Consider the following 25,650-nt stretch of genomic DNA (forward strand, 5'->3'; position numbering starts at 1 on the left):
ATTTCTTTTACTTTTCAAAAAATCTAAAAAAAAACCTGACAGCCACTGACTGTCCTCCTTTTAATTTCAAATCTTCTGTCATTTTTTCTTGTTTAAAAGTTTAAAATTCAAAAGTTTAAAATTGTTCTGAGAACCAACAACATTAAACATTTAAACCCTAAACCAAATTAACCATTTAAGGCTTTCACCATTACTTTATCTATCTTAACCCCATCCATATCAATCACTTCTAGCTCAAACTTTTGCCAGATCAATTTCTCTCCTTGTTTAGGAATGTGTGACAATTCGGTCATAATTAATCCACTAACAGTGGTTACCTCATAATCATTGATTAATTCATCCAGCTCGAAAAAAGTCAAGAAATCGTGTAATGAATAATGCCCATCCACCAACCAAGAACCATCTTCTCTTTCTATTAGTTGAAAATCATCTTTGTAGAACTCAGCAGCATCACCAACTAACGCTTCTAGTATATCGTTCAATGTAATCACTCCCTGAAACACGCCATATTCATCAGAAACAAAGGCGTAATGAATTCCTGTTTTCTTAAAATCTTCTAGCGCAGTGTAAGCTGTAGTTTGCTCCATGATAAAAGGCGCTTCGGTCATGATATCGGCCAAATTGAAATTTTCATTCTCAAAATGAGAAAAAATATTCTTCAAATTCACTACCCCAACAATATCATCAAAGTTTTCTTTGTAGACAGGATAAATAGAATGCAATTCTTTCAACATCAATTGTCGCACTTGTTCCTTATTTGCGTCAAAAGGCAAGAAAACAACTGATTTTCTGTGCGTCATTAAAGAATTGACTTTTCGATCACCAATATGAAAAACGCGCTCTACGATATCTTGCTCAATTTCTTGTACTTCCCCTCCTTCGGTTCCTTCTTTGATAATGGCTTTGATTTCTTCCTCCGTTACTTTTCCGTCTGCCGTAGGTTTGATTTGCAAAATATCCAAAATAGCATCTGTAGAAGAAGTAAGTAACCATATAAAAGGAGCCGTGATTATCGAAATAAATTTCATTGGCATTGCTACCGTCTTTGCAATAGACTCGGGATGATTGAGACCAATTCTTTTGGGCAACAACTCGCCTAATACTAGTGAGAAGAAAGTTAACACCACGACAACAATTCCAACCGCTATAGAATGAGCATAAGGATGAAAAACTTCAAAGCCTTGAACAAAAAGTTCAACATCATTCGTGATTTTATCTCCAGAATAAATCCCCGTCAAGATTCCGATTAAGGTAATTCCAATTTGAACGGTTGATAAAAATTTATTGGGTGAATTGGCTAAATCGAGTGCCGTTTTAGCGCTTTTATTTCCTTTTTTTGCTGCTGTTTCTAATCTATTTTTCCTTGCTGAAATCAATGCGATTTCTGACATAGAGAAAACGCCATTTAAGAGTATTAGAAAAAAGATAATCAGTAATTCCAATTTTATGTTTGTTAGTTAAACTTCTTTTTAGCCCAGATGGCAGTGGAAAGCCCGGACTCTCGTTGTCTAGTTTTTTGTGAGTAGCGCTAAGCGACTAAAAGAAGCTTGGGCGATGCTCTACAAAAACAGATAAGGAGAGGAGGACTTGTAACGTACAGCTGGAAATGCTTCTATAAATTATCGATAACTTGTGTAAGTCTTTCGGTAATTTCTTGAATACTTCCTATACCATCTACAGCGTGAAATTTGTTTTGTGCCTTGTAGTAATCCATTAAAGGAGCTGTTTTTTCATTGTATTCTTGGTAACGGTTTCTGATTTTTTCTTCGTCTTGGTCGTCTACTCTGCCGCTCGTTTTTCCTCTTTCAAGCAAACGTGCCACTAGTACTTCGTCATCAGCTTCTAGTGCGACAGTCGCAGTTACTTGGCTACCGATAGTTGGCAAAAATGCATCTAATGCTTCGGCTTGAGAAATGGTTCTTGGGTAGCCATCGAATAAAATTCCTTTGGCATCCAAATGCTTATTTACTTCGTCAATTAGCATTTTGGTGGTTAATTCATCTGGCACTAAATCTCCTGCGTCCATGTAAACACGAGCTTGTTTTCCTAACTCGGTATCATTTTTCAGGTTATAACGAAATACATCTCCTGTTGAAATATGAACTAATTGGTATTTTTCTTTTAGGAATTCTGCTTGAGTTCCTTTTCCTGCACCTGGTTTCCCAAATAAAACAATGTTAATCATTTTTGTAATTTTAAAAAGTGGTAAGCTTGTGGTTAAAGATTACCTTTAAATTAGTTATAGTTAATTTTAGTTATTCACTTAGTTGATATACTTCGGGTAAATTTCTACCCAACCCATCATAATCAAGGCCATAGCCAACGATGAATTTATTCGGAATTCGGATCCCTACATAATCAATCTTACTATCTTGCTTGTAGGCTTCTGGCTTGAAGAAAAGGGTGGCAATCTTCAAATGCTTAACATTTTGACTTTTGAACAATTCTTTTAGTTCTACCAAAGTATTTCCGGTGTCTACGATATCTTCGAGAATCACAACTGACCTACCTGAAAGGTCTTGATTCAAACCTATTAATTGTTTTACATTTTCAGTAGAGGCCGTTCCCTCATAGGAAGCCATCTTAATGAAGGTGATTTCACAAGGTTTTTTGTATTTTTTCATCAAATCTGAAACCACCATAAATGACCCATTCAAAACTCCAACAAAAACAGGAGTTTCATCAGCAAAATCATCTTGAATTTGAGCGGCTAATTTGGTAATAGCAAAATCAATTTCGTTCGCAGAAATAAACGGAACAAATTGTTTATCGTGAAGTTGTATCATTATTTTTAGGTTTAAAATAATGCACAAAGATACAGAATTCGGGTTTGACAATTCACAATTGATTTTAAATTTGTATTTTTAAAATTAAAACCATCCAAAATGAGCGCTGAACTGTTGTCCCATCTAGATTATGTAAGTGGTTACCGCGACAAAAGAGTACTTGCTGCACAATTTGTTTTGAACCATCCCGCACATTTTGAAACATTATTACAACTTTGTTTTGCTACTGAAGATGAAAAGTCATACAAAGCCTGTTGGGTTTTGGAACAAGTGGCTTATAATCAATTAGAATGGCTGCAACCGCATTTGGATTTTTTTTGTTCGCATTTAAATCAACTCAATAATGAAAGTGCGATTCGTCCAGTCGCCAAAGTATTGCAGTTATTGGTTGAAAATCATTTCAAAAAGAAAACAATAAAACTAAGCCCAAATCAAATAGAGCAAATAACGGAATGCTGCTTTGATTGGCTGATTTCTGATACTAAAGTAGCGGCCAAATGCTATTGTATTCGCACGTTATTTGTCTTAGGAAAATCGAATGATTGGATTTATCCCGAGTTACAAATTATCATCGAAAAAGACTATCCCACTCAATCCGCAGCCTACAAGGCCGTTTCGAGAGAGATTTTGAGGAAAATAAAGTAGCGTTTTTCTATTTTCGGAAATAAACGAAATAAAAATTATCCGTACATTTGCAAAAACTATACGTATATGAACACCAAACTCACATTATCGTTAGAAAAAACCGTTATAGAAGATGCAAAATTGTATGCTAAAAAAACGGGGAGAAGTTTGTCTGAATTGGTAGAAAATTATTTCAAAAACCTTACCGACAAATCAGAAACGGCAGAAGACATTCACCCAAAAGTAAAAAAACTGATTGGCAGGATTACACTTCCACCCGATTTTGACTTAGACAAAGCAAAAGAAGAACATTACAAAGAGAAATATGGGTTTTAAAAATATTTTTCTTGACACCAATATTTTAGTGGACATCGTTGCGAATAGATTACCCTTTTCAAAGAATGTTATTTTAATTTTCGATTATTGTGAACGCCATAAAATCAAAATGTATTCTTCCTCTCACTCTATTGCCACTATGCACTATATCGCAAAAAGGGTAGTTGACGAAAAAGAATTACGTTCTATTATTGAAGATTTATTAGACACTATTTCTATAATTGCTGTAACAGAATCTATTTTAAAAAAAAGCCTCAAATCCAGTCACAAAGATTTTGAAGATGCAATACAAATTATCACAGCACAATCAATAAATACAATGGATTGCATAATCACTAGAGATTTGAAAGATTTTAAATTTTCAGAGATTAGTGTTTTCACTCCAGACGAATTTTTAAATATAATTACCAAATAACACGAGCGAAGCGAATGCATTTAATCGTTACTAAACAATAACTAAAAAATGAATTATTTTTCTTCTGATTTTAAACTAGGCATATTAGGTGGCGGACAATTAGGCAAAATGCTGTTGTTTGACACTCGAAAATTCGACATTCAAACCTATGTACTAGACCCTAGCGACGAAGCACCTTGCAAAATCGCTTGTAACCAATTCTTCCAAGGCGATTTGATGGATTTTGATACAGTGTACAACTTTGGAAAACAAGTCGATGTGCTGACTTTCGAAATCGAATTGGTAAATCTAGAAGCCTTAGAAAAACTAGAAAATGAAGGCAAAAAAGTTTATCCATCTCCAAAAACTTTGCGTTTGATTCAGAACAAGGGCGTACAAAAAGATTTTTACACTCAACATACTATTCCCACCGCTCCCTACACTCGATTTGAAAATCTTGATGCTTTACAATTGGCTGTAAAATCGAGTGCAGTTGAATTACCTTTTGTGTGGAAATGTACTGAATTTGGTTACGACGGAAACGGCGTAAAAGTGGTTCGAAAAGCTTCGGATTTGGATTTGTTACCCAATGTAGAATGCATTGCCGAAACGATGATTCCATTCAAAAACGAATTGGCCGTTATCGTTTGCCGCAATCCATCAGGCGAAATCAAAACCTATCCTGTAGTCGAAATGGAATTTCATCCCGAAGCCAATCAGGTAGAATATGTAATCTGTCCCGCCAGAATCAATGAAAAAGTAGCCGAAAAAGCGAGAGCTATTGCATTAAATGTTTCGCAACAATTTAACCACGTAGGTCTTTTGGCGGTTGAAATGTTTCAAACCGAAGACGACGAAATTCTAGTAAACGAAGTAGCCCCTCGTCCGCACAATTCAGGTCATTACAGCATTGAAGCGAGTTATACTTCGCAATTTGAGAACCATTTGCGTGCCATTTTGGATTTACCTTTAGGCAATACCGATAGTAAAGTAGCTGGAATTATGGTCAATTTGGTAGGTGCCGAAGGGCATTCAGGAGATGTGGTTTACGAAAACATCGAAACGATTTTAGGTTGGAATGGCGTTACCCCACATATTTATGGTAAAAAACAAACCCGTCCTTTCAGAAAAATGGGACACGTGACCATTGCCAATGAAAATATGACCGAAGCAAGAAGAATTGCTGAGGAGGTAAAGAATACGATAAGAGTGATTTCTAAATAATTAAAAGATTGAATAATTTAAAGATTAAAAAATTGGTAAAACCATAAAGTTCTATCTTTCCAAAATCTTTAAATCATTTAATTTTTAAATCTTTAAATGTAAAACAATGAGCAAAGTAGCAGTAATAATGGGCAGTATATCAGATATGCCTGTAATGCAAGACGCCATCGATATCCTAAACGGATTTGATATAGCAGTAGAAGTCGATATTGTTTCGGCTCACAGAACACCAGAAAAATTATTTGATTTTAGCCAAAACGCTCACAAACGAGGTATTTCAGTGATTATTGCAGGAGCTGGTGGAGCCGCGCATTTACCAGGAATGGTAGCTTCGATGTCGCCACTTCCAGTGATTGGTGTTCCTGTAAAATCAAGCAATTCTATTGATGGTTGGGATTCTGTATTGTCGATTTTGCAAATGCCAGGTGGTGTTCCAGTTGCCACTGTGGCCTTAAACGGTGCAAAAAACGCTGGATTATTGGCTGCTCAAATCATCGGTAGTGCTGATAAATGCGTTTTAGATAAAATCGTCCTTTATAAAGAAGGATTGAAAGATGCCGTAAACAAAGCGGCCGAAGGATTGAAAAAATAGATAACTGACGAACAAATCGGTTATTTTAAATTATTAATCAATAAAAGTACGGACAGGTCGCGACCTGTCCCTTCGGTAAATATGGAAATTTTAACCTCTACCTTCAAAACGAAATACAATACCGCACCCTTTTCTCAGATAAAATTGGAGGATTACCAACCGGCATTTATCGAGAATATTGCTGCGGCAAAAGCGGAAATTGATGCCATCATCAACAATCCATCAGCTCCGACTTTCGAAAACACTATCGAAGCCTTGGATTTTTCAGGAAATGCTTTGGACCGTTTATCGTCTATTTTTTTTAATTTGAATTCGGCCGAAACTTGCGATGAGATGCAAAAAATCGCCCAAGAAGTTTCGCCTTTGTTGACCGAATTCAGCAATGATATTACCTTAAACGAAGCTTTATTCCAAAGAATAAAAACCGTTTACGAGCAAAAAGACAGCTTGAATTTATCGCCCGAACAAGCAACATTGTTAGACAAGAAATTCAAAAGTTTTTCTCGAAATGGCGCCTTGCTTTCGGAAGAAGACAAACTAAAATTACGTGAGATTGACACGGAATTAGCTAAACTCAAACTGACTTTCAGTGAAAATGTTTTGGCCGAAACCAACAACTACCAATTGCATTTAACTAATGAAGCTGATTTAAAAGGTTTACCTGAAGGTGCTATAGAAGCGGCGAGTGCATTGGCCAAAAGCAAGGATTTGGATGGATGGATTTTTACGTTGGATTTCCCAAGTTACCTTCCGTTTGTGACCTATGCCGACAATCGTGAATTACGCAAAGAAATAGCAATCGCTGCTGGTAAAAAAGCCTTTCAAAATAACGAATTCGACAATCAAGAAATTGCTTTGAAAATTGCCAAGTTACGCTTTGAAAGAGCTAATTTATTAGGATATGAAACGCATTCTCATTTTGTCTTGGAAGAAAGAATGGCGCAACATCCTGACAAAGTCAAATCGTTTTTGAATGATTTGTTGACCAAAGCCAAACCAGCCGCTGAAAAAGAGTTTGCTGAATTATCGGCTTTCGCCAAAGAATTAGATGGCATAGAACAATTAGAAAAATGGGATGGTGCTTATTATGCTGAAAAATTGAAGCAAAAATTATTCAATTTGGATGACGAAAAGCTAAAACCTTATTTTCAATTAGAAAACGTTTTGAACGGAGCTTTTACCATTGCCAATAAATTATTTGGACTAACCTTTACAGAAATTTTCGATATCGATAAATACCACGAAGAAGTAACCACCTATGAAGTGAAAGATGAATTTGGCGAACTCGTAGCTATTTTCTACGCGGATTTTTTCCCAAGAAAAGGCAAACGAAACGGCGCTTGGATGACTTCTTTCAAATCGCAATACATCAAAGACGGTAGCAACGAAAGACCTCACATTTCTAATGTTTGTAATTTCACCAAGCCAACCGCCACCAAACCTTCATTACTAACTTTTAATGAAGTAACGACTTTATTCCATGAATTTGGTCACGGATTACACGGTATGTTGGCCAATACTATTTATCCAAGTTTGTCAGGAACCTCTGTGTACTGGGATTTTGTAGAATTACCAAGTCAGGTGATGGAAAACTGGTGTTACGAGCCTGAAGCGCTGGCTTTATTTGCCAAACATTATGAAACTGGCGAAATTATTCCACAAGAATATGTAGATAAAATAAAAGAAAGCGCCAGTTTCCAAGAAGGAATGGCTACGCTACGCCAATTGAGTTTTGGTATTTTAGATATGGCCTTTCATAGTAACAATCCAAGCGCGATTACTAACATAAAAGCGTTTGAAAAAACGGCTTTTGAAGGTACCTCTTTATATCCTGATGTAGCTGAGAATTGTATGTCGGTTTCCTTCTCCCATATTTTTGCTGGCGGCTATTCTTCTGGATATTATAGCTACAAATGGGCCGAAGTGCTCGATGCCGATGCGTTTGCTTATTTTCAAGAAAAAGGCATCTTCAATAAAGAAGTTGCAACAAAATTCAAAGATAACGTACTTTCAAAAGGCGGCACCGAATTACCAATGGAACTTTACAAACGCTTTAGAGGGCAAGAACCAAAGGCTGATGCGCTTTTGAAAAGAGCGGGGTTGCTGTAAAAGATTGCAGATTTTAGAATTCAAAGAAAATTCCGAAGTAGCAATGCTTCGGTTTTTTTATTTCAAAAACTCCCTAAAATTATCTGCAGTAATAATCTCAAAACTTCCTTTATAGTTGTCCGAAAAAGTTTTGGGCAATTTCACTTTTTTGGCTTTCCATTTGAATTCATAGGCATTCACATCATCAGCAACCGTTTCGACATAATCAATTTCTTGCTGTTGTGTGGTTCGCCAGAAATAAGGTTTCGCTATACTGTTTTGGTAACTCAATACTTTCATACGTTCTGAAATAAGGAAATTTTCCCAAAGCGCACCTTTATCTTGTCGGAATTCCAAAAAATTAAAATTTCCTATCAGCATATTCCGAACACCATTGTCGTAGAAATAGATTTTTCGATTGGCTTTTATTTCATTTCGAACATTTCGGCTGAAACTATTTAATTTAAAAATCACAAAACTCTTTTCAAGCAAATCGATATAACTGCTTACCGTATTTTTATCAACACCAACTAACTGGGCAAGTTCATTATAACTCACTTCATTCCCAATTTGAAGCGCCAAAGCTTGAAGAATCTTCTCTAACACCTCTGATTTTCGAATGCCTGTCAAAGCCAAAATATCTTTGTACAAATAACTTGAAACCAAGTTCTTTAGAATTTCATATTCGTTTCCAAAATTATTAATTACGTCTGGATACATACCATATAACAATCGGAGTTCGAGTTGTTGTTTTGCTTTAATATAGCCCACATTATTCTCGAATTCGGCCCAAGAAATTGGAAACATTTGAAACTCAAATTTCCTGCCTGTAAGCGGTTCTTGAGTCAAATTATGAATATCCAACGCTGAAGAACCACTCACTATAACTTGAACATCCTTGATTTGATCTACAATAATTTTTAGTTTCAAACCAATATTCGGAATGCGTTGTACTTCATCGATAAAAACATATTTGTAGTCACCAATAATACTTTTTAGTGTTTCGGTATTGGCATTTGCCAAAGTATCCATTATCACCGAGTCGTCTCCGTCCAAAAACAAATACGAAACACCTTTTAGCAACTCATTAATTAAGGTAGTTTTTCCCACTTGCCTTGGTCCAACAAGAACAATAGCTTTTCCTTTATTGAGCCGATTTCTTATTATCTCTATTAAACTCCTAGTTATCATAACATTAATTTTAATCAAATGTAATAAAATAATTAATTATTCACCAATTATTATGTTATTTAGTGAATATACTCACCAATTATTATCTTTTAAAAATAAATAATTGCAACATCAACCCAAAAATCGGCAAAACAAAATAAAACTCCAGAATAATTGAAAAGCACAAGTTAAGAATCAAAACAAAGTGATAATGAAAATTTCGTTTTTTTTATTTTCTAAAATATTTATTATTTTTTTGTAACAATTAATAAGTGTTTCCGTATAATTAGAGATTTTATACCATAACGATATTCTAAAATAACACAGGGCTGTTGTAACTTCAAAAAGGGATTTCAATTTTCTTATATAATTTGAATTCAGAAACTAAAAAAGGAAATTACAGTATTTTTCTATAGTCATTATCTACAAAAATCAAACATAGTAATAATCAAAAAAATATTTCATAATGACTGCAATTCTAGATTTTTGGTGGGTATTTTTACTAGTATTATCCATCGTTCTTTACAAATTTGTTTTAAGAGTTTTCTTTGGAATGGTAATCGTTCCCGAGGACAAAATTGGATTAGTAACCAAAAAATTCGTGCTCTTTGGTGCGGACAAATCATTGCCTGACGGAAGAATTATAGCCACGAAAGGCGAAGCAGGGTTTCAAGCACAAACGCTCGCTCCAGGTTTGTATTGGGGAATGTGGATTTGGCAATTTTCAGTAGATATGACTCCATTTACTATCATCCCTGAAGGAAAAATTGGATTAGTGTTGAGTAAAGATGGTAAAGAAATCCCAACGGGACGCATCCTTGCAAGAAAAGTAGATAGCGACAACTTTCAAGACGCTACTGCTTTCTTAACTAATGGTGGACAAAAAGGAAGACAATCCGCTTTTATAACTACTGGATCTTATCGTATCAATACCTTTTTGTTCGAAATTGTAATTGCCGAACAAATAAAGATTTTTGAAAACATGGTTGGAATTGTAACCGCCTTAGATGGTGATCCAATTCCACAAGGACAAATTGCAGGTAAATATGTAGATGGTCACAATAATTTTCAAGATTTTGACTATTTCTTAGAGCAAGGTGGAAATCGTGGTTTGCAACCTCAAGTAATGCTGGCAGGTTCTTACTACATCAATACTTGGGCGATTCAAATAGAACAAAACCCAATGACAGATGTGCCAATTGGTTATGTTGGAGTAGTGATTTCCTATATCGGTGAAGACGGAAAAGATGTTACAGGTGACACCTTCAAACACGGTAATATTGTGTCAAAAGGGCAACGTGGTGTTTGGATGGAACCGTTTGGTCCAGGTAAATATGCTTTGAATAAATACACAACAAAACTTGAGCCTGTTCCAACAACAAACCTAGTCTTAAACTGGGCAAATGCTAGAAGTGAATCCCACGACCTTGACAAGAATCTATCAACAATTACCGTTCGTTCAAAAGATGGTTTCCCTTTTAATTTGGATGTAGCACAAATTATTCACGTTCCCGCGAACGAAGCACCAAAAGTTATTGCACGTTTTGGTAGTATGACCAACTTAGTATCACAAGTTTTGGAACCAACTATCGGTAACTATTTTAGAAACTCAGCACAAGATAGCGATGTAATTTCATTCTTAAGTACTCGTAAAGAGCGTCAAGAATCAGCTAAAAACCATATCAAAGCAGTATTGGATGAATACAACGTAAATGCAGTTGATACCTTAATTGGGGATATCGTTCCTCCAGATTCTTTAATGAAAACATTGACCGACAGAAAAATTGCGGAAGAGGAACAAAAAACCTATCAAACCCAAAGAATGGCACAAGAACAACGTCAAGGTGTTGAAAAAGAAACTGCTATTGCTGATATGCAAAAAGAAATTGTAAAAGCTTCGCAAAGCGTTGAAATTGCTCAAAGAACGGCTGATGCGACAGTAAAAAAAGCAGAAGGAGACGCTACAAGTTTGAAACTTAATGTAAATGCAGAAGCTGAGGCTACTAAAATGCGTGCCAATGCAGAAGCTGAAGCCACAAAAGCAAGAGCTGGTGCACAAGCAGAAGCTACAAGATTAAATGCAAGTGCTGAGGCTGAAAAAATTTCTAAAACTGGTTTAGCAGAAGCTGAAAAAATCAAGGCTATAGGTCAATCTACAGCTGAAGCGTATCAATTACAGGTATCAGCTATGGGCGGTGATAACTTTACTAAATATAAAATTACAGAAGAAATTGGAAAAGGAAATATCAAAGTAATTCCTGATGTCTTAATTTCAGGAACAAATGGTTCTGAAGGCGGAATCAGCGGCTTACTAGGTATGAAACTAATGGAAATGATGGATGCCAAAACCGACAAACCAGCTCCTAAAAAGTAATTATTAATCGCTAAATTTTAGTCATAAAACTTCATTGTTTTGAAGCTCTATCTTAAAATCCGAAGCCATGCTTCGGATTTTTTATTTACCAAAAAAATAAGGCAGCTTTATTGTAACCTAAAAAAAAAAAAAACACTTCTTTTTGCCAATATAATAGGTTCTCCGATCTTTATTAAGGATGATTAGAGGTGTAAAGATGTTTGCTTATCGTTTAAATTCCCTCCTTCTTTGGATTCTAAATTATAACGTCAAATGGATTTTGATACCCCTAACTTGTTAATGAACTGATAAATGGTTTTAATTTACCCACTAAACATTGAAACATTATACAAGTAAATAACTTTACAGGTCTATTATTTTATTGCTAAAAATGTGTTCTGCATGATACCCATAAATCTCTAACCCTTTGTTTTCTTGATAATATTGCAATGCTTTATTATATTATTTTTTTGATTTAACCTCGTAAATACATCCAGTCTACGTTGTTATGGCTACAAAATAGGCTTCATCAGTATTGCTTTATACTTTGTTGCCGTTTTTGTTTTAAAATTAAACAAAAAAGTTGTAGCCTTTTTACAACTACAACTTTTTTACTTTAAATTTCTGCTCACTGTTGTGTGCACAGACAAATGCCTGTGCTAACCTTTAGATTGAAGACAAAACTGCGCCATCGGGTTGTATTTTTTTTGTAATTGACAACATTTGAGCGCAAAATGAGGCCTTTTGGTACTCTGAAATACCTCTCTAGTGTTTATCTAAAATACAAGATTTATCTCAAATCCAATTTTATCCATTCTTGTATTGAACTCCGCCTACCCACGTTTCTAGTACCTTGATATTTCTCATGTTTAGGTAGGCTTTCTCTGGCGTATCCATGAGCATAGGGTTTTTTTCCAAAATAATGAAATCGGCAAGTTTTCCAGGCAACAAAGACCCTACCAAATGGTCTGCTTGGCACTGCCATGCTGCATCAAGTGTTACTGCTTTTAAAGCTTGCATTACAGTTATTCTTTCTGATTCATTCAAAACTGGAAGATCTTTAAAAACAGTGTTTGTTGGTTTGTCTCCACTCTTTTTTTTCAGGTTCGTATAGTAATCCTTTGCCTGTTCCGAGCCTTCCATAATTCGTGTAATTGCCTGTTCCATATATCTAAGCGGACCCAATGGCGTTACCGCATTGTCACTGTGCAGCGTAATTCGCAGTGAATGATCTAAGGCCGATTTGCACAAGTCAAGATGTTCAGCTGCTGAATTGACTGTTTGCGATTTTGGGAAAATGTACTTATCGAATACATAGCCCCAGTACCCCACATGGCCAATTAAGAAACTTGGTTGAATCCCATATTCCTTCATATCCTTCAAATTCTGCTCATTCAATAATGAACAATGTTCAATACGATTTCTCTTATTTTGGAATTCCTCCATCTCTTCCTTTGTTGGAGGTGTACCAAGTGATTCTTTGTATGCATTGATTGTGTAGTCTATCGCTTGATTCCCATTGGCGTGGATCAATATTGGCCAACCTTCTTTTACAATTGCCTTTACGAGACTATTGTTATGATTTATTCCATCATTGAGAGTATCAACAGAAAGAGGGTCAAGCTTAGCCTGCGTTTGAAAATTATATATTCCTTTTTCATTTGGATCAGGGAGAGAAGGACAAACGTAATTCAAACTTTGATATCCTGTAAGTCCTTGATTGGACCCATCCGAGGTGATTTTTATACTTCCCCAATATCCGTTTATTGTCTTCTCCGTAGGAGGTTGAAAAGAATCAAAATCTTCGAATTGTTTTTTTAGATCTTCATTTGCTTTTTCAAATTTATTTTCAATTCCATACGGAAGAGACATCCCAATGCGAATCCCATGGTTTATTGGAGTACCATCTTTAAAAAAATAGGCATTCGCCCAATCTTGTTGCATTCCCGCATCATACACCATGGTGACCCCCAACTTTCTTGCAGATTTAATGTAATCATTAATTGAACCCTCTATACCATCCTTGAGATCTTTGAGTTGAGTTTTGCAAATTGCCCTCATTACGGGTGTCATCTGAGCCATCTCTTGCAGGACACAATTTTCGTTTATCACATATTTTTCCTCAGTTGGGTATTTTTCTAAAAATCCTGGAGTAGGCTTCTCCTTCTCGAGACTATAAGCAAGACTGAGCGCAATTTTGTTCACATAAGCGGTATGTCCGGATGCGCTCATCAACAATATCGGGGGTACTGCAAGGCTCGGTGTACTTCTTTCGAAGTCAAGGTCTACCTCTCTAAAAAAAGAAGAGTCAACGCAATTGTCAATTGTCCAATGTTTCTCTGGATAAACCTCATACATTAGTGAAGGGTCGACACCAAGGCCCAAGAGCCAATACGGACCGTTTTTTTTCTCTAAATAGCTAAGTTTATTATTTTTTTCCGCAATTTTTTTTGCATCGCCAATAACATCTTTTAATAAATTCTCTCGTGTATAATCTGGTTTGAGACATTGAGGATAATGAGGATCAGGATCAAGAGGATCAGATTGATTATCAAAAGGCGAGTAATTTTTCCAAATTTTGTCACCCCATTCTTTCGACAATGGAACAGGGTATTTTCCAAAATCGCCAGCAGCACTCGGTACAATGTGACAATGAGGCTCTATAAGTCCTGGGAGGATTGTTTTTCCATTTAAATCCTGTAGATCTATCTTTTCGTCATCAGCCTCTTTCTTAGCCTTTTCACTCGTTCCAAGCCATGTTATCATTCCGTTATCTATTCTCATGGCCTCGTAATAGAAATCTGGATCTGTGACATCAACGATCTTTTCATTCTCATCTTTCCTTTGTACAGGATAAATGATGCCGTTGTAAAATATCATTGACTTTGGTACCTCATTCTCTTGAACACTTTCAGCGCGTGCGTCTTTTGTTTCGTTGGAATTGGTAGTATTTAAGAGTAAATCAAAAGCTGGGTTGTAACAACCGCAGCCAATACAATCTTCATGGTTATGGTTATGCGTGTCTGACATAATGAATAGTTTTAGTTTGTTATTATTCAAGAAAATGTAACTAATATAAATTAACGCGAAAACAAATTCCGCCCCTGCAATTAACCTTTACAGAAAGGGTCGTTTTTTTAAATGGGTTCTGTTCCACTGTTAGATTTATCATTTCTGTCTAATACATCTTCAATAAATAACGTTTTATAAATCATGTAAACACATACAAGTTATTTTATTGAGAAAATTAATTAGAAACTAATGTTGAAAATATATTTTGCTAGCTTTCATTTTATTTTCTAGCCTAAAATTAAAATAGAAGTCAAGCCTAAAATAAAAAAATGTCATGGAACAGCTATTTCAATACACGAGGTGAGCTTAAAATTATTACTCGGAGATATGTCTATCCTAAATAATTATAACAAAAGAATGGCTTGACTAAAATTTTAATGGTAAATCAGGAACACATTAGTCCGCAAAAAATTAAAATAAGTACATAACTTTACTTCTCAATAATTTTAAAAAACCCTTGCACGTGCAGGCTTCCCCTTTCTAGCACAAGACTCTAAAAGTTATGGTCTATCACACCGATGAAGTGTACTATTTCAATTCGCTTGTATAAGTAAAAACAATAATAAACTCAACAATTTGTCATTTTAACTATACATAAAAAAAAGTACTGGGACATTAATTTGTTAAACTGAAAAACGAGTTAGGATTGAATCATTACAATCTACCCAAACCCACTGCTTAAATTACTCCTACAAAACACATGATCAATTTCTTAAATCCACAAGCAATGGTGTTTTGGTAGTATTAGGATCAATATATAATTCATCTAAAGCAACTAATAACACCTCTACTTGCATAAATTTTTCGTTATAATGAAACAATTGATGTAATCCTTCTGTAATTGTTTTTATAAGGTCGGGGTTTTGCTTATCAACGACTTCCTGAACAACAAGTAATCGAATTACTTCTTGAAGCTTTTTGTTATAGGACAATTGCAATTGAAAGGCTTCTGCTTGTTGCGTAAAAAAGGCAATTTGATCCAAATTATAATGTTGTTCTCCAACAATAAATGATTTTGTTTCCCTAGATTTTAACTCTAAAAAAGAGTCTCCATCTATATCAACCCATCTACCTAAATCTCCGATAGCATATCGAAAAACGGGAAACCTTTTGCGAAAAGTATTGGTGACCGCGATAATCCCGTATCCATTAGCATCAGGATCAATAATCTCGACTACAACACCTTCGAGAACAGAGAACAAGGAAGGTCTTTTAGTAACATCCGACCAAGCCCAAATTCCAGTCTCGGCAGAACCGTACATAGAATAAACTTGTTCGTAGCCTAATGTTTTTTTTAGAAGCTTTTGCTGGCTTGGTCTTAAAAATTCACCCGCATAAAACAAATTTTTAACTTGAAGCTGTATCTTTTTTTCTTCTAAAAACTTGGCAAAACACAACAATTTAGAAGGGGTTCCCAGAATAAAATTCGGATTGAAATAGTTAGTAGCTTGTAGCATATCATCATAACTTGCATGAGCACTTAATGACAATGTTGTTGCATTACATTTCTCTAAAATATCATCCATAATAGCTGCGGTTCGATACATATCAGAATAGCCAAAAATATTTAGCGCAACTGTTTTAGAGGTAAAAAAATTATTTTTGACTAACTCTTTTGCCATCGCAATTCGCTGATCTTGATTTTCTTGAATATCTACTGGAAAAACCAAAGGCTCCTGAGTACTTCCGCCCGATCGTACCAAATATACTCCTGTATTTTGATCGTGAAGTTTAAATTTTGTTTTTAAAATTGACATTAATTCTTTTTTACTCAACATCGGCGCATCAGCAACACTATAAATTTCTTTATATAATTCGTCATATAAAGAATTGTTTCGGACTACTTCAAAATAATCTGGCAACACTGAATCGTATTTTTTTGGAACTAAATCAACTACATGCATAATTTATCGTCTTATGAATTTTCTTCTTTTGAAATAGTAATAATTTTTAAGCAAAACCAAGGCATGATGAAATACAAATAACCCTTTTTGCTGCCAAGACGGCAATCGTTCCATCGCGTGTTCATACCATCGCTGCGACAACATTCCCATAAGATGTTGATCGTACCGATTGGAACTCCTTTGATAGCGCTTTATAGAAATAGGAATTTCTAAATCTCTCCAATTAGCATAACATGTTCGAGACAAGCTTCCTTCTACCTCTCTAACTTCAATGCAGGCTTTATTTAGCAATCCTACATGTATGGATTCTTTCATATTCTTCAAAACACGATACCAAAAATCAATGCCTTCATTTAATGAAACGCCAGCCTCATAACGAAGTTCATTTAGATATTTTCTCCGTATTACAACGTTGCTACCAACGCCCATAATAAAATCCGGTGAACTAACTGTATGTAATATGTTAGGTATTACAAATAAATGATTTGAAAGAAATTGCATTTCCTTTGCAAAGGATTTAATATTTGGCAAATAATAATTAGATGGATTCAATAAAATCCCTAGAATTACTACATCCAAATTTTCCTCTTCCATAATAGAACCTACTTCCCTTATACAAGTGGGAGTATAACAATCGTCAGCATCTAAAAAACTTATAAGTTCACCTGTGGCTAGTTGAATCCCTATATTTCTAGCATTTCCAGGGCCCGTGTTTTTATCTAATTCTATAATTTGAATCGCAGTTTGTAAAAACTGTGGCGCAAAAAACGACAAAGCTTCTTTCAAGTGAATGAGACTTAGATCGTTACTGCAATCATCAACAACAATAATTTGAGATGGTTTTTTTTCCTGAAAGGCTAACGAACGAATAGTATCATAGATATACTTTTCTTTGTTGTAAAGAGGGATAATTACAGTATGTTTCATAATTATACTACTACTCTACTAATGGATAAATCAATGCTCTTCCCTGATGTACATTTACAATCGATTCATCTGAACCACGAAACAAACCTGCTCCATATGTTTTATTGTCTTTGCACAACAACATTCCGACCAAATGGATTCGGCGATGGTTTTCGGTATCGATAAATTCTTTCTGCTCTACAAAATGCTGAATCAAAAAATTCCTCCAATTCTCCCTTACAATAATCTCCCATTCTTTAATAGTACAATCATTTTTAACGTACGCACCAATGCCTCTGCCTCCGCTATTTAATTTTAGAATTAGATTTTGTTCTCCATGAATGAAGGAATCACAAGCATCAGCATCGGTAATGACAAAACTCGGAATAAGATATTTTCGTAAAAAACTATATTCTTCTTCATCCAAATAATCATTCATAATTTGCGCATCATACATTACTGCCAATACTCTTTTATCATGAATTAAAATCAAGGTTCGGATATCATTAAAATATAAATTTTGCTGAATCAACTTTTCCAAAACATCCTCTTTTATTTTTTTTAGCTCATCGCGATCCATTTCTAAAATAAAGTGCAAAACAGGTTCGCCATTTACACAAATAAAATCATTCAAAACAGTTAAATCCTGAGGTTTTACAGAAATTAATTGAATTTGTAGCTTGGCTAGTTCCTTTTGAAGAAGAAAAATTTCGGTCCCTTTTTCATCGTCATGAACTAAAGCGACCTTTCCACTAGGAGCAAATTGATTTCGAAAATCATTAACTATGCTTTTTATACTTTTATGAGTGACCTTTTGTACTATGCCACTAGAATTAAGCCGATCATTTATTAATTTCAAATAATAGCTAATCATCCAGCCATTTAAGGGATATCGTGCACCAATCTCACAAATTTTTATTTGATCGTGGGTATCATATAAAAAATCAGGGCGATAAAAACCCTGATCATATATTTCGCTATTACTTTTTCGTAAAATATTTTCCAGTTCTTCATCCAGCTGATAGTATTTACGGATTCTAATGTCTTCAAAATAATTTAAAACAATTGCTCTACAAGTTTTGTTTAAAATGGCACACAATCGATTCATCTCTTGATAGTATTCTGAAGACAGCATTACAGAAGAATTAGCAAAAGAATGGCTATTTAGTCCAGAATCATTTTGAAAATATTCAGAAAACAACTCGTTCCATTTTTTCTGTTTTTCCGCTTGATTTTGCAGTAACTGAATTTTAGGCATAATGAGTTGGGATTTCGTTTCTTTCTTAGTAATAGCCATAAGTACTATTGAATTAATAACTAAGTTCTTCTAGTTCCATTATATCTTCCATTACGGCAGATTTTTTACCTAAATAGTCTTTAATAATTGGCTCTAAATCATAAGATTCTATATCAATATTCATGGCCTTTGCATAATAAAAAACAGCACTAACTGCAAAAAAGAAATGGTTTTTCTCTGTTGGGCCACAATGTACACTGATCCATGCCAGTGTTTTTTCGCACTCTTCCTCTGAGTAATTATAATCATTAATCAACCATGATTTAAATTTTGGAAGTATAAACTCTACTTCACCATGGGTATAAATCTCATGAATCAATGTGGTCAATAAAGCAATCATTATATCTTTATTTCGTAATGAATTTTGATCTTTCCATGCTTTGAAATCACAAGCACTTTGATTTAAATACTTGCGTGAAAGCCAATCATCATCAGTACAAATAGTTGTGGCCATAGTATAAAACATCTGAGAATGTAAAATTCGACCTACCACGGCTAAATCTTCATCTACAATTCTGTTTAAGCTTGTAATTGAAAGCAAAAGCGCCTTTTCGTCTACAATTGGTTGATTTTTATGCACCAGCATCGTCATTCGATTACTAATACCTGCCACTGTCATTGCACTATTATTGGTTTGACTCCAACTATGAAAAAAACGTTGCAATCGTTCTTTATCTTGAACTTTAGACGTTAATTGATTGAAGCTTTTTTCAATTTTTGAAAACGCTTCTTGTTGATTGGGTAAGAATTTTAATAATTGTTCCTTTAAATAAGATGCTTCCATTCCTTGAAGAACCGGAAGAATGATTGAACTCAAATTTGTCATAACTATTTATGTTTAATGGTTAGCATTTTTAACTTAATCGTGCCTTTTTGCAACTCTTTCTTTGGCGAAAAAAATCAATAATTCTTTGTCGGAAAAGTGTTTATTCTATTTATAGTAAACCTAGTTTATAGCATCGATTCACACATACAAAATGTCACAAATACATTAAATTTTGACATAAAACAAAAATTCTATGCCATAAAAAATACCTAAATAAAAAACAAAAGCTCACCGGACCTTATAAACATTTAAGCCTTATTTTCCTATAAAATAACTTGCGCTTTAAACTTTATTTTTGACAAAGTGTCTTTTCAACTTATATAGAAGTGCTTTTTTCCAAATTTTTTTATGGTGATAGGTAAAGATTATTTTATGATTTATGTCCTCTAAGTTTTTCATTGCATGTCCAAACCAACGTAAGCTTAGCATTCCGACTAACTGCAAATCAAATGGATTATCACTTTTTTCATAACGTCTTACCGTAGGCGGAATGTTTAGTTCTTTCCAATGGGCGTACTTCTTTCTAGAGAGACTTCCTGGTACTTCTGTTACGCGAATATAACTTCCAGTTAACAGTCCAATACTCGTAGATTTACTTTCAACTACTGATTTTAAAACTCTATACCAAAAGTCAACTCCTTCATTCAATAAAGATCCGACTTCATAACGATGCCAACCTATACATTTGCGAGCTACAATAACATTACTCCCGCGTCCCATAAAAAAATAAGGCGAGCTAACCGCGAATAAAGGATGATGTAAACCAAACAACTCATTATTTATTGGAGTAAGATGTTGCTTTATTTTTTTTATTTGAGGTAACTCTACGCCAGATGGATTCAATTTTATTCCGACTACCAAAAAGTTTAGTTGTTCATGGTACATATACTTTACAGCTTTATCAATAAACTCTTTTTCATAGTAATCGTCTCCATCCAAAAAACTAATGAGATCGCCAGTTGCTTTTTCTAATCCAATATTTCTAGCATTGCCTGGTCCTGAGTTTTTGGTTAATGCTATAATCTCGATTTTAGTAGTGCAAAAAGCCTCGCTATACATTAAAAAACTATTTTGAGCAACCTCTAAGCTTGCATCAGTACTAGCGTCATCTACTAGAATTATTTCATAAGGCTTTTTACTTTGAAAAGCCAGCGAAGAAATTGTTTTTGCAATATATTTTTCTTTATTAAACAAAGGAATGACCACTGTATACCTCAACATAGATCTAGGACTACTATTATAGTTATAAATTATTTAAGCTTACTTTTTTTTAATCAAGAATAGTATTGCATGGAATAGCAAATAATTTATTTACACCAGTCATTTTTTTTCTTGTAAATCATAACTAAGCGATTTTGAGCGATAAAATTTTATTTTTCTAACAATATCAATATCTATTTCATGATACTGCTTTAGCCAATCTGTTTGATCGAAATATATGCAACGTGACTCAGCAATCACTACGATCGATTTGATCAATGAAATTTGATACAATTTGTTTAACAATTCACCATATTGAAAATCAAAAAGAGGATTATAGAGATAAAAGATATTTCCATCAGAAACATCGGCTTTCAATATATCGCCACAAATTGCGCTTGCATTTACTATTTGCTCTTTTTGAATTATGGATGCACAAACTTGATTTCGTTCAGGGAGAATCTCAATGCCTTTAAATTGTGCTTCAGGATATTTTAAAGCTCCAAACAAAATGATATTCCCATAACCCGAACCCAAATCATAAAAAACCGTTTCACTTGTTATCTGTATAGCATCAAAAATCACTTCTAAAAAGCTAGAAGATTGATATCTGAATGAATTAAGCCCATGTTGAATTGTAATTTCTGGTAGGCTTAATGTATTTTCAATACGTTCAGAATAAGTATCAATTTCAGCTTGTATTTTATTAAAAACTTTCATTTACCTCATCATTAAAAGTTCTAATTTTTCTAACGACAGAATTGCTTTCTGTAGCATTTGAGCATATTCTTCATTTACCTTCTGAATATCTGAGTTACAAAAAGTACATTCAACTTCTTCTTCATAAACATAATTATCACAACCATTACACAATTTAAGTGCCTTTGGAATTCTTGGTATTCTATCAGAGTTAGACAAAACTGAGATCGGATCGACATCGCTAGGTGATTGCACTTCTACTATTTCTCCTTTTTCATTTTCTACTACAATTTCAAAAAGACCTATATCAAATGATAATCCAGGTGCTTCTTGTATTTTTCTTATACGTTCGTGTAGTCCCTTCTTTTTTAATTCTAACGCTCTATAATGGCAAAAAGGATTATTACCTCTCTTGCCAAATAAAACGTGACTTGTCCAGGTACAGCCTGCCAAACAAGATGATTCATAATAGCAACCTTTGCAACCTCCCCATAATTCTTCTTTGTTTCGATATCTAGAAAAGACCATTTCTTGGCTATACTTCCAGATATCTTCCAACTGCATATCTTTTACATTTCCTCCAGTATATTCGGTTGTAGGCAGTGATGGACAACCTTTGATCTTACCATCTGCTTCAATTCCAATTCCGGTATGTCCTGCTGAACATCCGGTATAATATTTTTCATTTCCTTGTCGCCAAATGTGTTCATACGGTCCAAAATAACCAATATTGTTACCTGCTTGAATTAAAACATTATTGGCTAAGGCTTTTCTGTAGATTATAATAAGGTTGTCATAAAAATCTATTAACTCGTAGGGCTGTACAATTAATTCTTCCGAATTATCTACTGCATTGCCCATGGCTACAGCTAATTGTATTTGCCAATTTTCTACCCCATTTTCGATTAAAACATCTAAAAGTTCATTCAATTCATTTTTGCTACTTTTTGTAACGACTGTATTTACACTAGAAGGTATATTGTGCTGCTTCAATAATTGCAAACAATTGATAACATGATCAAAAGAATCGCTTCTTCCTCTTATTTTATTGTGTGTAGCTGGCATTCCATCTAAGGAAACACCTATATTTCTAATTCCTGCTTTTTGGGCATCAATAATTCGTTGCTCTGTAAGATTATAGGCTCCAGATTGCATGGAACATTCAATTCCGCTTTGATGAATTCTTTGAATAATGTCTATCCAATCTTTTCTCAAAAAAGCTTCTCCGCCTATAATAGTGATTTCTCTTGTTCCAAGACGTTTTAGGCTATCAATAACACCAAAACATTGTTCTGTGGTCAATTCACCAGGTCTAACTTTTCCTGCTCTTGAACCACAATGTGAGCATTTTAAATTACATGCTAAGGTGATTTCCCAAACTACGTGCACTGGGGTAGCCGTTTTATAATCGTCTCTTACTCTGTATCGTGTAGAAGTTTTTTCCATTTTTTTTTTGCTATTTCAGTTCCGTAAATCACTAAAAAAAGCGGTTTAAAAAGTAAAACTTAAAAAACCGCTCTCCAATTTTGATTACTTTTTTAGTGCTTCAATTGCATCAAGCAATTCTAGCAATGCTGCACTTAAATCTTTTTGTTCTCTCACAGTTTGTTTAGCTTGTTCGGCTACTGCAATCATTTTTTCTAAATCATTTGAAGCTATGGCTTCTCTGATTCCTGCTGCGTAAAGCATTACTACTCCCATGATACTTATATTTTATAGTTATTCCTACTCTTAAGGTTTTTCGGCTACACCCTTGTTTTGCTGTACAAGTCAGTAATTATTTAAAGTTTTTTTTTCAAAGAATCAATTGCTTCTAATAATTCTAACAATGCAACATGCATATCCCCTTGTCCCTTTACAATTTGTTTGGTTTGTTCAGCTATAGCTTGCATTTTTTCCAAATCGTTTGAGGCAATAGCTTCTCGAATTGCGGCTCCATAAGGCATCATTATTCCCATGATTTACATTTTTAATTGTTAATGACTTTTTATTCATATTTTCTTATTCCTATCAAATACATTTTATAAAAACAATCTGATTTTTAGAATTTAAATTCCTGTAAAAAAAGTGCTGGTTCATTTGGGCTCAAACAAGTTAAATTACCCATGGTAAAGGTTTTACCTTCTTTATTCTTACCAGTAATCATAATGTTTTTCATTCCTACTCTTAATGTGCCGACACGTTCTCCTCCAACAACTTCTACTCCCATTTCATGAGGTGTTCCTGTCTTGGTAGCAATTATATTACCTGAACCATTTTCAATCAGCATTAACTCTCCAATTGCTGGCGGTGGAAATAACTGACTCACCGTAATATCAGCTAGAGGCCCCAAAGTAATGTAAGCTGGCAACACAGCACCATCTATGCTAATTGTTTCAGAATCTTGTTGATTCATTCTAATAGTTCTACCAAATTGAGGCTGATTACTAGTATTAGTACAATACATCCACGGAGTAGTAAATGGTGCGCCATCTTCCGTCTCTCCCATCGCCACATAGCACTGATGCACAACAAGTTGAGAGCTTTGATTTCCTGAATCTAAATCAAGATTGTAAAAAGCAGACATTATAAGTGTCCCAACCGCATAAGTTCCACTTGCTCCCTCAATAACAGGAAGAATAACCGGTCCAACACCTCCACCACTCCAATCAACATAAGGATATACACTTACATTTTTAACTTTTACAGGTATAGCTTGCATAACAATTAGTTTTTATTCTTACTCATAAGGCTTTTCAGATTCCGCCTTCGTATTTAACTGTACGAAACAGTTCGTTTTTTTAACGTGGTTTTCTGCTCCACAATTTTGAATTAATAATCCCATATAGTGACTCTTCAAACATTTTTTTCATAACTCATTAAAAACATGATTTTTAGCTTATACAAAATGAATCAGAAAAAGTCCTAAAATAAGTAGTAAGCCTCTTTAATTTCATTATTAAAATTACAAGAGAAGTAAAGTCAAGAATAAAAAAATGACATGAAACAGAATTATTCAAGCATGAAAGGTATAAAAATCACAATAAGTTATTTTGTTTTCAAAACACTGATTATCAAGCATTAACATTGTCTTTTTTTTTTAAATTATAAAAAGTAGCTTCTTAATAAAAATTAAAAACCTTATGTGTTTTGTTATAGAGGGATTTCCATTTGAATATACTTTCTTGTGAGTAACCACCTTTTTACACTAAATCTCTACTCAATTAAATTTAACAGGAAAAAGTTATGATATTGTATTTTTTTTCAATAGAAAAGCTCTAGGATAGTATTCTTTAAAAAAATCAAAAACTAGGTAGATAGCTTCAAGAATAATCCACAAAAAAATGATACTCCTATATTTTTTATTAAAATACAAGAGTACCAGTTTAAGAAGAAAATTATAAGTGATATTAATTTTAAAGATAATTCTTGGTTTAGGCACTAAATTCCTAAAGAAGTTATCAATTTAATTCTAGTTTGAGCAATAATGATTTTCAACAATTTCAATCGAGGGGGAAGAAACCACATTGGAAATCTAGGATTTTCTAGATGCTCACTAATCATAATAAAAGTCACCAATAGCATTGCTAGATTATGCCCTTTGGGTAATAGCATAGGAAATAGCATCAATGCCCATCCAGAGCCAAAACACCAAACACCATGGGTAAGTCCAAAAAACAATGAGTCTCTAAAAGCCTTCCATCCAAAAGCTGATAAAATTCGATGATCATGACCAAGATTTAAAAACCACTGTTTCATTGGTGAAATCTCCCATACTATAGCTATAGCAAACAATCCCATTGCCGGAATGTAAGACAGGGGTAGTAAAAGATTAAATCCCATTATTACTGTTATCATAAAAAAACCTGCAATCATCCAAATCTGCATATAACCCAACACGAATAGTAAAGCACATACAAAACGATAGCGCTTAAAACTTTGTTGGTAAATAAACTGAATCGGAAGAATTAATTTAGGAAGCATCATTGCTACCACCATAAGTCCCCAACCAATAAACTGGGATGAAAAAAACTTCATGCCAAGCAGCATCTGAAATGATGTAGGAGAAGGACAGGAAGCAAAAACATGACAGTATCTCATAGCCATAATATGCCCTGGGTTTACCAAAAGCAACATCCAAAACAAAGCGCTTACTACCAACATGCTAATCGTAATTCGTTTATTTTGCGAAAGTTTCAT

At 34.3% G+C, this 25,650-nt stretch carries 23 protein-coding genes; 7 read left to right on the top strand and 16 right to left on the bottom strand.

Annotated features, from left to right (window positions below):
* Positions 1-167: 167 nt before the first annotated feature.
* The 3 genes from FLB_RS12065 to hpt all read right to left on the bottom strand — a co-directional run bounded on the left by FLB_RS12065 (position 168) and on the right by hpt (position 2,786).
* Entirely contained in the window at positions 168-1,391 is a 1,224-nt protein-coding gene (locus tag FLB_RS12065; RefSeq protein ID WP_064716206.1) for a hemolysin family protein, read from the bottom strand.
* Positions 1,392-1,612: 221 nt separating this feature from the next.
* Complete coding sequence (locus FLB_RS12070; RefSeq protein ID WP_064716207.1) at positions 1,613-2,185, bottom strand: adenylate kinase; 573 nt, start codon at positions 2,183-2,185, stop codon at positions 1,613-1,615.
* Positions 2,186-2,255: 70 nt separating this feature from the next.
* Entirely contained in the window at positions 2,256-2,786 is a 531-nt protein-coding gene (hpt, locus tag FLB_RS12075; RefSeq protein WP_064716208.1) for a hypoxanthine phosphoribosyltransferase, read from the bottom strand.
* Positions 2,787-2,885: 99 nt separating this feature from the next.
* Here hpt and FLB_RS12080 point away from each other — a divergent pair, with 99 nt between their 5' ends.
* From FLB_RS12080 to FLB_RS12105, 6 genes are all read left to right on the top strand, one after another.
* A complete protein-coding gene (locus FLB_RS12080) occupies positions 2,886-3,431 on the top strand; it encodes a hypothetical protein (protein WP_064716209.1) in 546 nt (181 codons plus the stop codon).
* 66 nt (positions 3,432-3,497) lie between these two features.
* On the top strand, positions 3,498-3,746 hold the full coding sequence (locus FLB_RS12085) for a DUF6364 family protein (RefSeq protein ID WP_064716210.1): 249 nt from the start codon (positions 3,498-3,500) through the stop codon (positions 3,744-3,746).
* Positions 3,736-4,161, top strand: a complete 426-nt coding sequence (locus FLB_RS12090; RefSeq protein ID WP_064716211.1) for a type II toxin-antitoxin system VapC family toxin — start codon at positions 3,736-3,738, stop codon at positions 4,159-4,161. The genes FLB_RS12085 and FLB_RS12090 overlap by 11 nt, the downstream gene beginning before the upstream one ends.
* A gap of 48 nt (positions 4,162-4,209) precedes the next feature.
* Positions 4,210-5,364: a 5-(carboxyamino)imidazole ribonucleotide synthase gene (locus FLB_RS12095; protein ID WP_064716212.1), complete on the top strand. Its 1,155-nt coding sequence runs from the start codon at positions 4,210-4,212 to the stop codon at positions 5,362-5,364.
* 106 nt (positions 5,365-5,470) lie between these two features.
* Positions 5,471-5,956: a 5-(carboxyamino)imidazole ribonucleotide mutase gene (purE, locus tag FLB_RS12100; RefSeq protein ID WP_064716213.1), complete on the top strand. Its 486-nt coding sequence runs from the start codon at positions 5,471-5,473 to the stop codon at positions 5,954-5,956.
* An 81-nt stretch (positions 5,957-6,037) separates the two neighbouring features.
* Positions 6,038-8,065 (top strand): M3 family metallopeptidase, encoded by a 2,028-nt coding sequence (locus FLB_RS12105; RefSeq protein ID WP_064716214.1) that lies wholly within the window; start codon positions 6,038-6,040, stop codon positions 8,063-8,065.
* 57 nt (positions 8,066-8,122) lie between these two features.
* On the opposite strand, the gene FLB_RS12110 is transcribed toward FLB_RS12105, so the two are convergent.
* Positions 8,123-9,235: an ATP-binding protein gene (locus FLB_RS12110; protein ID WP_064716215.1), complete on the bottom strand. Its 1,113-nt coding sequence runs from the start codon at positions 9,233-9,235 to the stop codon at positions 8,123-8,125.
* Between the two features lie 445 nt (positions 9,236-9,680).
* On the opposite strand from FLB_RS12110, the gene FLB_RS12115 reads away from it, so the two are divergent.
* Positions 9,681-11,588 (top strand): SPFH domain-containing protein, encoded by a 1,908-nt coding sequence (locus FLB_RS12115; protein WP_064716216.1) that lies wholly within the window; start codon positions 9,681-9,683, stop codon positions 11,586-11,588.
* Positions 11,589-12,374: 786 nt separating this feature from the next.
* Here the strand turns inward: FLB_RS12115 and FLB_RS12120 are convergent.
* From FLB_RS12120 to FLB_RS12165, 12 genes are all read right to left on the bottom strand, one after another.
* Positions 12,375-14,597, bottom strand: a complete 2,223-nt coding sequence (locus FLB_RS12120; protein ID WP_064716217.1) for an amidohydrolase — start codon at positions 14,595-14,597, stop codon at positions 12,375-12,377.
* 746 nt (positions 14,598-15,343) lie between these two features.
* Positions 15,344-16,543, bottom strand: coding sequence for an AMP-binding protein (locus FLB_RS12125; protein WP_064716218.1), 1,200 nt, complete (start codon positions 16,541-16,543; stop codon positions 15,344-15,346).
* 3 nt (positions 16,544-16,546) lie between these two features.
* Complete coding sequence (locus tag FLB_RS12130; protein WP_064716219.1) at positions 16,547-17,470, bottom strand: glycosyltransferase family 2 protein; 924 nt, start codon at positions 17,468-17,470, stop codon at positions 16,547-16,549.
* Between the two features lie 10 nt (positions 17,471-17,480).
* Positions 17,481-18,746 (bottom strand): hypothetical protein, encoded by a 1,266-nt coding sequence (locus tag FLB_RS12135; RefSeq protein ID WP_064716220.1) that lies wholly within the window; start codon positions 18,744-18,746, stop codon positions 17,481-17,483.
* A gap of 13 nt (positions 18,747-18,759) precedes the next feature.
* Entirely contained in the window at positions 18,760-19,572 is an 813-nt protein-coding gene (locus tag FLB_RS12140) for a hypothetical protein (protein ID WP_064716221.1), read from the bottom strand.
* A gap of 282 nt (positions 19,573-19,854) precedes the next feature.
* Positions 19,855-20,793 carry a glycosyltransferase family 2 protein gene (locus tag FLB_RS12145; protein WP_064716222.1) on the bottom strand — a complete coding sequence of 313 codons (939 nt, stop codon included), beginning with the start codon at positions 20,791-20,793 and terminating at the stop codon, positions 19,855-19,857.
* Between the two features lie 99 nt (positions 20,794-20,892).
* Positions 20,893-21,492 (bottom strand): methyltransferase domain-containing protein, encoded by a 600-nt coding sequence (locus FLB_RS12150; protein WP_064716223.1) that lies wholly within the window; start codon positions 21,490-21,492, stop codon positions 20,893-20,895.
* Positions 21,493-22,917, bottom strand: a complete 1,425-nt coding sequence (locus tag FLB_RS12155; protein ID WP_064716224.1) for a radical SAM/SPASM domain-containing protein — start codon at positions 22,915-22,917, stop codon at positions 21,493-21,495.
* Between the two features lie 84 nt (positions 22,918-23,001).
* Entirely contained in the window at positions 23,002-23,172 is a 171-nt protein-coding gene (locus FLB_RS14150) for a DUF1843 domain-containing protein (protein ID WP_082923283.1), read from the bottom strand.
* Between the two features lie 80 nt (positions 23,173-23,252).
* The gene (locus FLB_RS14155) at positions 23,253-23,429 is read right to left on the bottom strand and encodes a DUF1843 domain-containing protein (protein ID WP_082923284.1); all 177 of its coding nucleotides are present in this window, start codon (positions 23,427-23,429) and stop codon (positions 23,253-23,255) included.
* Positions 23,430-23,512: 83 nt separating this feature from the next.
* Positions 23,513-24,172, bottom strand: coding sequence for a hypothetical protein (locus tag FLB_RS12160; RefSeq protein WP_064716225.1), 660 nt, complete (start codon positions 24,170-24,172; stop codon positions 23,513-23,515).
* A 719-nt stretch (positions 24,173-24,891) separates the two neighbouring features.
* Positions 24,892-25,650: a DUF2182 domain-containing protein gene (locus tag FLB_RS12165; protein WP_064716226.1), complete on the bottom strand. Its 759-nt coding sequence runs from the start codon at positions 25,648-25,650 to the stop codon at positions 24,892-24,894.

The sequence above is a fragment of the Flavobacterium succinicans genome, assembly GCF_001662485.1.
In the GTDB taxonomy this organism is placed as follows: Bacteria; Bacteroidota; Bacteroidia; order Flavobacteriales; family Flavobacteriaceae; genus Flavobacterium; species Flavobacterium succinicans_A.